Raw genomic sequence first — 13,499 nt, 5'->3', positions numbered from 1 at the left:
AATCATAGGATGAATTTTCTGACATGTTAGTCAGCTCCGTGTAGGACGGCAACCGCCTACCGTCAAAGCAGCAACATTCAGAGGGATTTTCGATTGGTCAAAATTACCCTTTAAGGGTAATTTCAGGGATAGGGTTTACGGCTTCTTATGGAAAAGAACACACCCCACTACAACTTGGCGGTGATCAAGGAGGACGTCAGGCGGCGTGGAAAAAACGCTTTCACCATGACCGCACGCAGAAACGGCAGAGACCTGGGTTTCACCCTCGAGGAAATGCAGGACGTCATTTTCGAATTACACAGCAGGATGTTGTACAAATCGATGACGACCTATAGCAATCATCGGGTTTGGCAAGACGTTTACCACATCACTTCGCACGATCAGGAGATTTACATCAAGGTCACTTATTGCTCAGGCAGTGAACCTCCGGTGATCTCCTTCAAGGAGAAAAACCCATGAACACCAAACAATGTTTCAGTTGCGGGGCACCTGAAGGCATGCGGCACTTCGAAGGCCGCGCTGAAACCATGAGCGTGAAAGGCATGGAGCGCCGCGTTGATGATTTGTCTGGATGGGAGTGCCAGGCATGCGGGGAGGTCATACTCGACCCCGACTGCTCGGAGCGCTATTCGGATGCCTGCGACGAGTTGGTTCTTGCTGGCAGACAAATGATTGGCAGCGAGATGAAGCGTATCCGCCGCAAACTGCACCTGTCGCAAAAAGAAGCGGTTCTGCTGTTGTCCGGAGGCGGACACAACGCGTTTTCTCGTTATGAACGCGGCGAACTGCTTCCCCCCAAGGCATTGATGGTGCTGATGCGCTTGCTTGATCGCTACCCGCATTTGCTCACCGACGCGCGAAGCTTGGGCGAAGGCGCAGACTTGAGAGGTTTCAAGGACATCGTTCACAAAGAGCATGAAACGCTCACTGTGTCCTGAACAACGCACATAAAAAACCCGGCGCGTGGCCGGGTTTGTCTTACCAGTCAGCCTTGCATCAATGCAAAATCTGGCTCAGGAACAACTTGGTCCGATCATTCTGCGGATTATCGAAGAAGTCGTTCGGCGCCGCTTGTTCAACGATTTCGCCTTTGTCCATGAAGATCACGCGATTCGCCACGGTGCGAGCGAAGCCCATTTCGTGTGTCACGCAGAGCATGGTCATGCCGTCTTCGGCCAGGCCGATCATGGTGTCCAACACCTCTTTCACCATCTCAGGGTCGAGTGCCGAAGTCGGTTCGTCGAACAGCATGATTTTCGGTTTCATGCACAGCGCACGGGCAATCGCCACACGCTGTTGCTGACCGCCGGACAGTTGGCCCGGGAATTTATGCGCCTGCTCCGGAATGCGTACGCGCTCCAGGTAGTGCATGGCGATTTCTTCGGCCTTGCGTTTCGGCATCTTGCGCACCCACATCGGCGCCAACGTGCAGTTCTGCAGGATGGTCAGGTGCGGGAACAGGTTGAAGTGCTGGAACACCATGCCGACTTCACGGCGGATCGCTTCGATCTGCTTGAGGTCGTTGGTCAGTTCCACGCCATCGACCACGATGCGACCCTGCTGGTGTTCTTCCAGGCGATTGAGGCAACGAATGGTGGTGGATTTGCCGGAACCCGACGGGCCGCACAGGACGATACGCTCGCCCTGCTTGACGTTCAGGTTGATGTCTTTCAACACGTGGAACTGGCCGTACCACTTGTTTACACCCTGCATCTGAATAATGCCTTCAGGGCTCACAGGCTGTTTGATCGCTTCGCTCATCACTTAACTCCTAACGCTTGTGGCCAGTGTCCAGCTTACGTTCCAAATGCATGGAGTAGCGGGACATACCAAAACAGAAAATCCAGAACACCAGGGCCGCGAACACATAGCCTTCGGTCGCCATGCCCAACCATTTCGGGTCGGCGGCGGCTTGCTTGACGCTGTTGAGCAGGTCGAACAGGCCGATGATGATCACCAGGCTCGTGTCCTTGAACAGCGCAATGAAGGTGTTGACGATGCCGGGGATCACCAGCTTCAGGGCTTGCGGCAAAATCACCAGGCCCATGCTGCGCCAGTAACCGAGGCCCATTGCTGCGGCCGCTTCGTACTGACCTTTAGGGATCGCTTGCAGACCACCGCGCACCACTTCGGCCACGTAGGCCGACTGGAACAGGATCACGCCGATCAACGCCCGCAGCAGTTTGTCGAAGTTCATGCCTTCAGGCAGGAACAACGGCAGCATTACCGATGACATGAACAGCACCGTGATCAACGGCACGCCGCGCCAGAATTCGATGAAGGTCACGCAGACCACACGAATCGCCGGCATGTTGGAACGACGACCCAGCGCCAGGACGATCCCCAGCGGCAACGCACCGGCAATACCGACGGTGGCGATCACCAGGGTCAGCATCAGGCCGCCCCATTGACTGGTCGCCACCTGGGTCAGGCCGAAGACGCCGCCGTGCAGCAGGCACCAGGCAATGATCGGGTACAGCACCAGGAAGCTCAGGCCATACACGGCTTTATGGTGAAAGCGCGAGATGAACAACGGTGCCACGCCGATGACCGCCAGCCACACGGTCAGGTCCACGCGCCAGCGCAGGTCCACCGGGTAGTAGCCGTACATGAACTGGCCAAAACGCTGCTGGATGAACACCCAGCAGGCGCCTTCCTTGGTGCAGTCGGCGCGGGTGGTGCCGACCCAGTTGGCGTCCAGGATCGCCCAACTGAGGATCGGTGGAACCACCAGGTAAATCAGGTAGAACGCGAACAGGGTCAGCAGCGTGTTGATCCAGCTGGAGAACATGTTGGCGCGCATCCATGCCACGACACCGATGCTACTGCTCGGTGGAGGCATGTCAGGCTTGAAAGTATGAGTACTCATGCGCTTTTCCTTACCGCTCGATCAGCGCAATGCGCTTGTTGTACCAGTTCATCAGCAGGGAAATGCTGATACTGATCGCCAGGTACACGCTCATGGTGATCGCAATCACCTCGATCGCCTGCCCGGTCTGGTTCAGCACCGTACCGGCAAACAACGAGACCATTTCCGGATAACCGATACCGGCCGCCAGCGAGGAGTTCTTCGCCAGGTTCAGGTATTGGCTGGTCAGTGGCGGGATGATCACGCGCAGGGCTTGCGGGATGATCACCTTGCGCAGGGTCGGACCGTTGCGCAGCCCGAGAGAGCGCGCCGCTTCGGTCTGGCCGTGGCTGACCGACTTGATGCCCGAACGCACGATCTCGGCGATAAACGCCGCGGTGTACACGGTCAGGGCCAGGGTCAACGCCAGCAATTCCGGGATCAGCACCCAGCCACCGACAAAGTTGAAGCCTTGCAGCTTCGGCAATTCCCAATGCAGCGGAGCACCGAAGACCAGCGCGCACAGCGCCGGGATCACCAGGAACAGCGCCAGGCCGACCCAGAACTTGTGGAACGGTACGCCGGTCGCTTCGAAGCGCTTGTTGGCCCAGCGCGCCATCAGCACGATAGCGACGATAGCCACCACGACACTGACCACGAACGCCCAGAACCCGTCCGCCATTTGCGCGGCCGGCATGTTCAGGCCACGGCTGCTGACGAAGAAGGTGTCGCCGAAGTTATGGCTGGCACGCGGCCCCGGCATGGTCAGGAACACCGCGAAGTACCAGAACAGGATTTGCAGCAGCGGCGGAATGTTACGGAAGACTTCCACGTAAACCGTCGCCAGCTTGCTGATGATCCAGTTCGGCGACAGCCGTGCCACGCCGACGATGAAGCCGAGGATGGTTGCCAGGACCACGCCGATGACAGTCACCAGCAGGGTGTTGAGCAGACCGATGACAAACACCCGGGCATATGTGTCCGATTCGGTGTAGTCGATCAGGTGTTGAGCGATGCCGAACCCGGCACTGCGATCCAGAAAACTGAAGCCGGAGGTAATGCCCCGGTGTTGCAGGTTGGTTTGCGTATTGTCGAACAGATACCAGCCCATCGCGACGACCGCGACAATCGTGATGATCTGAAATAGCCACGCACGCACTTTCGGATCGCTGAGGCTGAGCCTCTGCTTTGGTGCGCCGATTGATTTTTGCATGAAGTGCCCCGGAAATAATGGAACAGAACATCACCCGGTGGTTGGCCCACCGGGTGACAGAACCATCAGCGCACTGGTGGTGCGTATTGAATGCCGCCGTTGGTCCACAGGGCGTTCAAGCCACGGTCGATTTCCAGCGGAGTGCCTTTGCCGAGGTTTTTCTCGAAGATTTCGCCGTAGTTACCGACTTGGGAAACGATCTTGACGACCCAGTCCTTCGGCAGCTTCAGGTCTTTGCCGTATTCGCCGTCAGCACCCAACATACGGGCAACGTCCGGGTTCTTGGTGGACTTGGCTTCAGCCAGAACGTTTTTCGAAGAGATACCGGCTTCTTCGGTGTTCAGCAGTGCGTAGCCAACCCAGCGAACGATCGCCAGCCACTCGTCGTCGCCGTTACGTACGACTGGACCCAGTGGTTCTTTGGAGATGGTTTCTGGCAGAACCACGTAGTCTTTTGGCGAGGCCAGTTTGCTGCGCTGTGCGTACAGCTGCGATTTGTCGGAGGTCAGCACGTCGCAACGACCGGATTCCAGCGATTTAGCGCTTTCATCGGAGGTGTCGAAAGTGATCGGGGTGTATTTCAGGTTGTTGGCGCGGAAGTAGTCGGAAACGTTCAGCTCGGTGGTAGTACCGGCTTGAATGCAGATGGTTGCACCGTCCAGTTCCTTGGCACTTTTCACGCCCAGCTTGCTGTTGGCCAGGAAGCCGACGCCGTCGTAATAAGTAATGAAGCCAGGGAATTTCAGGCCCATGCCCGCGTCACGGGAACTGGTCATTGTGGTGTTACGCGAAAGAATGTCGATTTCGCCGGACTGCAGCGCGGTGAAACGCTCCTTGGCGTTCAACTGGCTGAACTTGACCTTGGTGGCGTCGCCGAAAACAGCGGCTGCCACAGCGCGGCAGACGTCAGCGTCGATCCCGAGGATCTTGCCGGTGGCGTCCGGAACCGAGAAACCCGGCAGACCGTCACTCACGCCGCACTGAATGAAACCTTTTTTCTGCACTGCATCCAGGGTTGCACCCGCCTGAGCGAACCCACTGACACCGAGCACTGCGGCTGCAGTCACGATAGCCAGGGTGGATTTCAACATTTTCATTCAAACCTCCAGTTTTGCTCTTGTTGTGTCGGAGCGAGAGTCCCGTCGCACCCTTTTGAGGCGTTGTTGACCCGTGTTGGCTTTTTTTGGGGTCAACCGACGTAGGACCTTAGCTATGAGTCTAGTAGGAGAAAATCCACATCATGGACAACTCACTTCCCACCAATCGGCCGAACGGGCTGTAGCCCTTTCACGTTCGCTAAGCCCGTAACGGCCACTGGCGAACATCCATCACCGGATTCTTTGCTATCCCGTCGTCAGCAGTACACTGATAGTGTTACCGCCAGGCGCGAGATTGGTTGCACAGGTTTCCCCATAGCAAACCCCGTACCACACCGCTCGCTCAAGCGATTCAGCGACAGGTCAATAGCAAAACTTGTAGCCTTGCGACATCTTCTTAACTGATCAACCTGACGCGCACTCGGACCACGCACTCAATGAGAGCGCACGCACAAAATTGGAGCAGACATGACCCAGCCCTTGATTCTCCAGCCCGGCAAGCCCGTAGACGCCTGCGTTATCTGGCTGCACGGCCTGGGCGCCGATCGCTATGACTTTCTGCCGGTGGCCGAAGCGCTGCAGGAAACCCTGCTGACCACCCGCTTCGTCCTGCCCCAGGCGCCGACCCGCGCGGTCACCATTAATGGTGGCTACGAGATGCCGAGCTGGTACGACATATTGGCCATGAACCCGGCGCGTGCCATCAGCCGCGAGCAGCTGGACGAGTCGGCAGAAATGGTTATCGAGCTGATCGAAGAGCAGAAGGCCAGCGGAATAGACACCTCGCGCATCTTTCTCGCCGGTTTCTCCCAAGGTGGCGCCGTGGTGTTGCACAGCGCTTTCCTGAAATGGCAGGGAGCGCTGGGTGGGGTACTTGCTCTGTCTACTTATGCACCGACGTTCAGCGATGAACTGGAGCTTTCAGCCAGCCAGCAGCGCATTCCTGTGCTATGCCTGCACGGTCAGTACGATGACGTTGTGCAAAACGCCATGGGTCGTAGCGCTTATGAGCATTTAAAGCAGCGTGGTGTCACCGTGACATGGCAGGAATACCCAATGGGCCACGAAGTGTTACCCGAAGAAATTCGCGATATCGGCACCTGGCTCGCCGAGCGCTTGCGTTAAAACCTATCCTTTGATCATCCCGCTACGCCGCGCCTGATTCTTGCATTACACTGGCCGGCGTACATTCCTTAACCAATTGATGAGATGACCGTGCTCAAAGCACTCAAAAAAATGTTCGGTAAAAGCGAGACTGAGCAGCTCGCGCCAGTCGCCAGCGCTCCGTCTCACACCCCCAGCCACCGCACCGACGGTCGTCAGCCTGGCCGGACCGCAGCCGCAGCGGCACCGAAACAAGAGCCCGTGACCACACCGGCCGCCCTACCTGTTGAGCCAATCGCTGCCGAGCAACCGCTCAGCGAAGCGCCGAAACCTGCAAAACCGCGTCGCGAACCGAAGCCAAAGGCCCCGGTCATTCCCTGGAAGCTCGAAGATTTCGCCGTCGAGCCGCTGGAAGGCAAAACCCGTTTCCACGATTTCAAGCTTGCCCCTGAACTGATGCACGCCATCCAGGACCTGGGCTTTCCGTACTGCACGCCGATCCAGGCGCAAGTCCTCGGTTTCACCCTGGCCGGCAAAGACGCCATCGGTCGCGCCCAGACCGGCACCGGCAAAACCGCCGCGTTCCTGATTTCGATCATCACCCAGTTGCTGGAAACCCCGCCGCCCAAGGAACGCTACATGGGTGAACCGCGGGCGCTGATCATCGCGCCGACCCGCGAACTGGTGGTGCAGATCGCCAAGGACGCCGCGGACCTGACCAAGTACACCGGCCTCAATGTCATGACGTTTGTTGGCGGCATGGACTTCGACAAGCAGCTCAAGCACCTCGAAGCCCGCCACTGCGACATCCTCGTCGCCACCCCGGGCCGTTTGCTGGACTTCAACCAGCGCGGCGACGTGCACCTGGACATGGTCGAAGTCATGGTCCTGGACGAAGCCGACCGGATGCTCGACATGGGTTTCATCCCACAAGTGCGTCAGATCATTCGCCAGACCCCGCCGAAGAACGAGCGTCAGACGCTGCTGTTCTCCGCGACCTTCACCGAAGACGTGATGAACCTGGCCAAGCAATGGACCACCGACCCGTCGATCGTCGAGATCGAGTCGCAGAACGTGGCCAGCGAAAACGTCGAGCAACACATCTACGCCGTGGCCGGTGCCGACAAATACAAACTGCTCTACAACCTGGTCACCGACAACGGTTGGGAGCGGGTGATGGTCTTCGCCAACCGCAAGGATGAAGTGCGCCGTATTGAAGAACGCCTGGTGCGCGATGGCGTCAACGCCGCGCAATTGTCTGGCGACGTGCCGCAGCACAAGCGCATCAAGACCCTGGAAGGTTTCCGCGAAGGCAAGATCCGCGTGCTGGTGGCTACCGATGTTGCCGGTCGTGGTATTCACATCGACGGCATCAGCCACGTGATCAACTTCACCCTGCCGGAAGTCCCGGACGACTACGTGCACCGCATCGGTCGTACCGGTCGCGCAGGCGCCGATGGCGTGTCCATCAGCTTCGCCGGTGAAGACGACTCCTACCAGCTACCGTCTATCGAAGCGCTGCTGGGTCGCAAGATCAGCTGTGAAACGCCACCGACGCATCTACTGCGGGCGGTTGAGCGTAAGCGCCCTTAAATCAGGCGCATCAAAAAGAGGCGCAGCCGGCAACGGACTGCGCTTTTTTTACGTCTGGAGATTGCTCAAGACAACTAAAAGTCCATAATAGACAAATTAGTTTACTTTCAGCGCCCGGAGCCGAACATGTCCAGTACGCCTTACGTGATCAATCAACTTCAGGCCCGTGAGTTGCTGGCACAGGTCGATGTGCCGCAGATCCTGCGCAAGCTGTTCCGTGACCTGGCCGCCGGGCAAGCCGTGCAACCGGCGCAACAACTGGTGGAATTCCCTCAAGCTGCCGGCGATTTCATCAACTACTTGGGCGTACTGGCCGAGGACGGCGTGTACGGGGTCAAGACTTCGCCTTATATCGTGCGCGAGCAAGGTCCGCTGGTGACGGCGTGGACACTGTTGATGTCGATGCAAACCGGCCAGCCGCTGTTGCTCTGTGATGCCGGCGAGCTGACCACCGCCCGCACCGCCGCGACCACCGCAGTGGCGGTCGATGCCCTCGCCCCGTTGAACGCCCGGCGCCTGGCGATTATCGGCAGCGGCAAAGTGGCCCAGGCGCACGTGCACTACGTCAAGGATCTGCGGGACTGGCAGAGCATCAGCCTGTACTCGCCAGGGCTGAGCGAACTGGCCCCCGAAGCATTGGCGCAAATCAAAAGCCTCGATTCGCGACTGACCTTCGTCGACAGTCGCGAAGCGGCGATTCAGGATGCGGACGTGATCATGCTCTGCACCTCGTCCGCAGGACCTGTGATTGATCCATCGACGCTGAGCAAACCGGCACTCATCACCTCGATCAGCACCAACGCGCCACGGGCCCACGAAGTGCCGCCCCAGAGCCTCAACAACATGCAGGTGTTCTGCGACTATCGTCAGACCACCCCCGGCTCGGCAGGTGAAATGCTGATTGCCGGCGAACAACATGGCTGGGACAAGAACGCGATCATCGGCGACTTGCCCGACCTGCTCAGCGAAAAAGTGCAACGCCCCGGTTATGACCGCCACGTATTCTTCCGCTCCATTGGCCTGGGCCTGGAAGACATTGCGCTGGCGAATGCCCTGTATCGCCTACAGCCCTGACACCACAATTCCCATGTGGGAGCGGGCTTGCTCGCGAAAGCGGTGTGTCAGTCGACATCAAGGGTGAATGTCAGACCGTATTCGCGAGCAAGCCCGCTCCCACAAGGGGATTTTCAACATTTTGGTATTTACGCCCCACAGGAGACGTTCATGAGCCAGGCAGACTTCATCATCATCGGCGGCGGGATTGCCGGCGCCTCCACCGGTTACTGGCTGTCGCAGCACGGGCGCGTCATTGTGCTGGAGCGCGAAACCCATCCGGCTTATCACTCCACTGGACGTTCCGCCGCGCTGTTCACCGCCGCCTACGGCACGCCGCAAGTGCGCGCGCTGACCCAGGCCAGCCGCGACTTCTTCGACGCGCCGCCCAGCGGTTTCTGCGATCACCCGCTGCTGACCCCGCGCGGCGAGATGACCGTGGATTTCACCGGCGACCCGGCCGAACTGAACAATCAATACCTGAGCGCCAAAGCCACGGTGCCGGAAATGCAATTGCTCAGCGCCGAAGAAGCCTGCGCGCGCCTGCCGATCCTGCGCCGGGAAAAAGTCCATGGTGCGCTCTACGACCCGACCGCTTGCGACATCGACACCGACGCCCTGCACCAGGGTTATCTGCGTGGCATCAAGCGCAATAAAGGCGAAGTGCATACCGACAGCGAAGTGCTGAGCCTGAGCCGTGACGCCGAAGGCCAATGGCAGGTGCAAACCAACGGACGGACTTTCACCGCACCTGTGATCATCAACGCCGCCGGCGCCTGGGCCGACAAGATCGGTGAGCTAGCCGGTGCCACGCCTTTGGGCCTGCAACCGAAGCGCCGTGCAGCCTTTATCTTCGCCGGCCCCGAGGGCGTGGACATCCATCATTGGCCGATGCTGGTGGCGCTCGACGAATCCTTCTATATGAAGCCCGATGCCGGCATGTTCCTCGGTTCGCCCGCCAACGCCGACCCGGTGGAGCCCCACGACGTGCAGGCCGAAGAACTGGACATTGCCATGGGCATCTACCAGATCGAAGAAGCCACCACCCTGTCGATCCGCCGCCCGACCCGCACCTGGGCCGGTTTGCGCAGTTTCGTGGCTGACGGTGATTTGCTCTCCGGTTTCGATACCCAAGTGCCGGGGCTGTTCTGGGTCGCGGCGCAAGGTGGCTACGGCATCCAGACGTCGCCGGCCATGGGCCAGGCCAGCGCTGCGCTGGTGCGCGGTGAAGCCTTGCCGGAACAGCTGAGCCGTTTCGGCCTGGACGCCGCGATGCTCTCTCCGGCGCGCCTGGCTTGAGCGCGGACTTGGGTGACGTGCCGCCACGATTGCGGCAAACTTCCAGCGCCCTGCCTGATGGGGCGCTGACGTTGCCTGGAGCTCCCTGTATGAATGCACCTGAAAAAGATCCGGCGCTGGACAACTTCCGAGCGATCGCCGACGCCATCGCCACGCTGTTCTTTCCTCACGCCGAGGTGGTGCTGCACGATCTGCGCACGCAAAAAATCGACTACATCGCCAACAACCTGTCGAAGCGGGAAATCGGCGATGACGCGGCGCTCGAGGACATGCTCAGCGATGATGTCAGCGAACGAAATATCGGGCCGTACGAAAAGCTCAATTGGGACGGTCAGAAGATTCGCAGCCTCAGCAGCGTGCTGCGCGACAGCGACGGGCATCCGCTGGCGGTGCTGTGCATCAACCTGAATATTTCGCTGTTCGAGAATGCCAAGGCGGCGCTGGATCTGTTCCTGTCGCCGACCAAGCTGATCCCGCAACCGGACTCACTGTTTCGCGATGACTGGCAGGAGCGGATCAACACGTTCCTGCATGCCTGGCTGCGCGAACGCCAGTTGAGCCTGAATGTGCTGAGTCGCGACCACAAACGCGAGCTGGTGCTGGCGCTGCACGCTGAAGGCGCGTTCAAAGGCAAAAGCGCCTCCAACTATGTGGCCAACGTGCTGAACATGGGGCGGGCGACGGTGTACAAGCATTTGAAGGAATTGAAGGGTTAGGCTTTTAGATGTGTGTTGTTTGAGCGGGCCTCTTCGCGGGCAAGCCTCGCTCCTACATTGGAATGCATTTTTCCTGTAGGAGCGAGGCTTGCCCGCGAAGGCGATTGATCAATCGCCGTAAATGTCCGACTTGAAATACTTGTCGGAAATCTTCTGATACTCGCCATTCGCGCGAATGCCATCAATGGCTGTGTTCAGCTCACTGACCAACTCCGTATTACCCTTGCGCACCGCAATCCCGGCGCCCTCGCCCACGTATTTCGGGTCCTTGAGCTCAGGCCCGACAAACGCATAACCAGCGCCGCGCGGCATCGACAGGAAATCATTCAGCGGGATGGTGTCGGCAAAAATCGCATCGAGACGGCCGGCGGCCAGGTCCATATAGATTTCTTCGTTGTTGCCGTAGCGCTTGACGTTGATGCCCTTCGGTTCGAAAACTTCAGTGGCGTAACGATCGGTGGTGGTGGCGCGCTGCACGCCAATGGTCTTGCCCTTGAGGCTGGCGTATTGGTCATCCACCACCGCGCCTTGCTTCATGACCAGGCGTGACGAGGTGAAGTAATACTTGTGGGTGAAATCCACCGACTTCTTGCGGTCTTCGTTGATGGTCATGGACGACAGGGCCATGTCGATTTTCTTCACTTTCAGGGAAGGAATCAGGCCATCGAACTCACCTTCGACCCAGACGCACTTGACCTTCATCTGCGCGCACAGGGCATTGCCGATGTCGTAGTCGAAACCGACGATCTCGCCCTTGTCGGTCTTGGACGCGAACGGCGGATACGCTGCTTCGATGCCGATGCGCAGGGTTTTATCGGCGGCGAACGCTGAGCTGCACGCCAACAGGCTCAGGGCCAGACCGGTGATGAGGGAGAATTTCTTCATGTTCGTTTTCTCGCGGTTGTTGTTGGTTTGGCAAGACAGAAGAAAGAACGGAAACGGGAGGGACGCCTTTTTTGTACTTATAATTCCATACTGGACTTTTATGTATAAACCGTCAATCGGGCGTGAGAGGATCTTCCGAGCCTCTGGTCGGGCGGTGAGTCTGGGAGATTTTATGGGTTGCGAATGGCCTCTTCGCGGGCGAGCCTCGCTCCTACAGGGGAAACGTCGACCACGTATTTGTGGACGACTTAACCCTGTAGGAGCGAGGCTTGCCCGCGAAGGCGATCTTGAGCGCACTGAATAATTACGCCTTCCAACGATCCGCCGCCGCATGATCGCTGTCCCGCCCTTCCACCCAACGCGGGCCGTCGCTGGTGTTTTCTTTCTTCCAGAACGGCGCACGGGTTTTCAGGTAGTCCATGACAAACGCGCAGGCATCGAACGCGGCCTGGCGGTGGGCGCTGGCGGCGCCGACGAAGACGATCGGCTCACCTGGCTTCAGCGCGCCGATGCGGTGCAACACTTCAAGCTTGAGCAGCGGCCAGCGCTGTTCGGCCTCGACCGCAATCTTGCCCAACGCCTTTTCGGTCATGCCCGGGTAGTGCTCGAGAAACATCCCGGCGACGTCGAGTCCGTCATTGAAGTCGCGCACATAGCCGACAAAACTCACCACCGCGCCAACGCCGACATTGGCGGCGTGCATGGCGTTGACTTCGGCACCCGGATCGAACGCCGTGGATTGCACGCGAATCGCCATGGCTCAGCCCCCGGTCACGGTCGGAAAGAACGCCACTTCATCGCCATCGAGCACCGGCTCGTCGAGTTGGCAGAGGTCTTCGTTGCGCGCGCACATCAGGTTCTGTTCGCTCAACACATCAGCGCCATCGCGCTGGGCCAGCAGAGCACGCACGTCATCCACGGTGGCGAAATGGCCTTCGACCTTGATGGAGTCCACGCCCAGCGCCTCACGGTAGCGGGCAAAAAACCTAACCGTAATGTTCATGACGGGTCCGCCTGGAAATGCCCGCTCTTGCCGCCGAGTTTCTCCAGCAGGCGCACGCTTTCGATGGTCATGCCGCGGTCAACAGCCTTGCACATGTCGTAGATGGTCAGCGCCGCGACGCTGGCGGCGGTCAGGGCTTCCATCTCGACGCCGGTCTGCCCGGACAGCTTGCACTTCGCGACGATGCGCACGGTGTCGTCGCCTTCGGCACTGAGCTCGACTTTGACGCCGGTGAGCATCAGCGGATGGCACAGGGGAATCAGGTCGCTGGTTTTCTTAGCGGCCTGGATACCGGCGATGCGCGCCACGGCGAACACGTCACCTTTTGGGTGACCGCCGCTGACGATCATCTGCAGGGTTTCGGGCAGCATGCGCACCAGCGCTTGGGCCGTCGCCTCACGGAACGTCACGGCTTTTTCAGTGACGTCGACCATGTTGGCGCGACCTTGGGAATCGAGATGAGTCAGCACAGGTTTACTCCTGATCAGGAGCGTCGATTGTAAACCTGCGGGTCAATTTTCCGCACGTTTGATTATGTGTTCACCGCAGAACCCATGTAGGAGCTGCCGAAGGCTGCGATCTTTTGATCTTCGCCCCTTTAAAGACAAGATCAAAAGATCGCAGCCTTCGGCAGCTCCTACAGGGGATATTTGCCAGGCACAGAAATGGATGGAATGTGTGTTGGCCA

15 protein-coding genes are annotated in these 13,499 nt (G+C 58.9%); 7 read left to right on the top strand and 8 right to left on the bottom strand.

The annotated features are described in order from the left end of the window. The first annotated feature begins 147 nt into the window (after positions 1–147). Both LOY68_RS05345 and LOY68_RS05340 read left to right on the top strand, forming a co-directional pair. Positions 148–459 carry a type II toxin-antitoxin system MqsR family toxin gene (locus tag LOY68_RS05345; protein ID WP_163908592.1) on the top strand — a complete coding sequence of 104 codons (312 nt, stop codon included), beginning with the start codon at positions 148–150 and terminating at the stop codon, positions 457–459. Continuing rightward, positions 456–938 (top strand): type II toxin-antitoxin system MqsA family antitoxin, encoded by a 483-nt coding sequence (locus tag LOY68_RS05340; RefSeq protein WP_265043435.1) that lies wholly within the window; start codon positions 456–458, stop codon positions 936–938. Before LOY68_RS05345 ends, LOY68_RS05340 begins: the two co-directional genes overlap by 4 nt. A 58-nt stretch (positions 939–996) precedes the next feature. Here the strand turns inward: LOY68_RS05340 and LOY68_RS05335 are convergent, their stop codons facing one another. The 4 genes from LOY68_RS05335 to LOY68_RS05320 all read right to left on the bottom strand — a co-directional run bounded on the left by LOY68_RS05335 (position 997) and on the right by LOY68_RS05320 (position 5,158). Continuing rightward, positions 997–1,761, bottom strand: coding sequence for an amino acid ABC transporter ATP-binding protein (locus LOY68_RS05335; RefSeq protein WP_003171943.1), 765 nt, complete (start codon positions 1,759–1,761; stop codon positions 997–999). A 10-nt stretch (positions 1,762–1,771) separates the two neighbouring features. Next, complete coding sequence (locus tag LOY68_RS05330; RefSeq protein ID WP_265043393.1) at positions 1,772–2,869, bottom strand: amino acid ABC transporter permease; 1,098 nt, start codon at positions 2,867–2,869, stop codon at positions 1,772–1,774. Positions 2,870–2,879: 10 nt separating this feature from the next. After that, positions 2,880–4,061 (bottom strand): amino acid ABC transporter permease, encoded by a 1,182-nt coding sequence (locus LOY68_RS05325; RefSeq protein ID WP_054049690.1) that lies wholly within the window; start codon positions 4,059–4,061, stop codon positions 2,880–2,882. Between the two features lie 65 nt (positions 4,062–4,126). Next, a complete protein-coding gene (locus LOY68_RS05320; protein ID WP_163908588.1) occupies positions 4,127–5,158 on the bottom strand; it encodes an amino acid ABC transporter substrate-binding protein in 1,032 nt (343 codons plus the stop codon). 468 nt (positions 5,159–5,626) lie between these two features. Here LOY68_RS05320 and LOY68_RS05315 point away from each other — a divergent pair, with 468 nt between their 5' ends. The 5 genes from LOY68_RS05315 to LOY68_RS05295 all read left to right on the top strand — a co-directional run bounded on the left by LOY68_RS05315 (position 5,627) and on the right by LOY68_RS05295 (position 10,923). Beyond that, positions 5,627–6,283, top strand: a complete 657-nt coding sequence (locus LOY68_RS05315) for an alpha/beta hydrolase (protein WP_163908586.1) — start codon at positions 5,627–5,629, stop codon at positions 6,281–6,283. 84 nt (positions 6,284–6,367) lie between these two features. Continuing rightward, positions 6,368–7,855, top strand: coding sequence for an ATP-dependent RNA helicase RhlB (rhlB, locus tag LOY68_RS05310; protein ID WP_054049698.1), 1,488 nt, complete (start codon positions 6,368–6,370; stop codon positions 7,853–7,855). Positions 7,856–7,981: 126 nt separating this feature from the next. After that, complete coding sequence (locus LOY68_RS05305; RefSeq protein ID WP_265043390.1) at positions 7,982–8,929, top strand: ornithine cyclodeaminase family protein; 948 nt, start codon at positions 7,982–7,984, stop codon at positions 8,927–8,929. Positions 8,930–9,079: 150 nt separating this feature from the next. Then, positions 9,080–10,207 (top strand): NAD(P)/FAD-dependent oxidoreductase, encoded by a 1,128-nt coding sequence (locus LOY68_RS05300; RefSeq protein ID WP_265043389.1) that lies wholly within the window; start codon positions 9,080–9,082, stop codon positions 10,205–10,207. An 89-nt stretch (positions 10,208–10,296) separates the two neighbouring features. Next, the gene (locus LOY68_RS05295) at positions 10,297–10,923 is read left to right on the top strand and encodes a transcriptional regulator (RefSeq protein WP_054049704.1); all 627 of its coding nucleotides are present in this window, start codon (positions 10,297–10,299) and stop codon (positions 10,921–10,923) included. 108 nt (positions 10,924–11,031) lie between these two features. On the opposite strand, the gene LOY68_RS05290 is transcribed toward LOY68_RS05295, so the two are convergent. From LOY68_RS05290 to moaC, 4 genes are all read right to left on the bottom strand, one after another. Continuing rightward, positions 11,032–11,808 carry an ABC transporter substrate-binding protein gene (locus tag LOY68_RS05290; protein ID WP_265043386.1) on the bottom strand — a complete coding sequence of 259 codons (777 nt, stop codon included), beginning with the start codon at positions 11,806–11,808 and terminating at the stop codon, positions 11,032–11,034. A gap of 304 nt (positions 11,809–12,112) precedes the next feature. Next, positions 12,113–12,565, bottom strand: a complete 453-nt coding sequence (gene moaE / locus LOY68_RS05285; protein WP_265043385.1) for a molybdopterin synthase catalytic subunit MoaE — start codon at positions 12,563–12,565, stop codon at positions 12,113–12,115. A 3-nt stretch (positions 12,566–12,568) separates the two neighbouring features. After that, positions 12,569–12,811, bottom strand: coding sequence for a molybdopterin converting factor subunit 1 (gene moaD / locus LOY68_RS05280; protein ID WP_265043383.1), 243 nt, complete (start codon positions 12,809–12,811; stop codon positions 12,569–12,571). Continuing rightward, on the bottom strand, positions 12,808–13,281 hold the full coding sequence (moaC, locus tag LOY68_RS05275) for a cyclic pyranopterin monophosphate synthase MoaC (RefSeq protein ID WP_054049711.1): 474 nt from the start codon (positions 13,279–13,281) through the stop codon (positions 12,808–12,810). The genes moaD and moaC overlap by 4 nt, the downstream gene beginning before the upstream one ends. Positions 13,282–13,499: the final 218 nt, after the last annotated feature.

Source organism: Pseudomonas sp. B21-053, from assembly GCF_026016365.1.
GTDB lineage: Bacteria > Pseudomonadota > Gammaproteobacteria > Pseudomonadales > Pseudomonadaceae > Aquipseudomonas > Aquipseudomonas nunensis.
The sequence above is the reverse complement of the archived record's forward strand: the minus strand, read 5'-3'. Positions and strand labels throughout refer to the sequence as shown.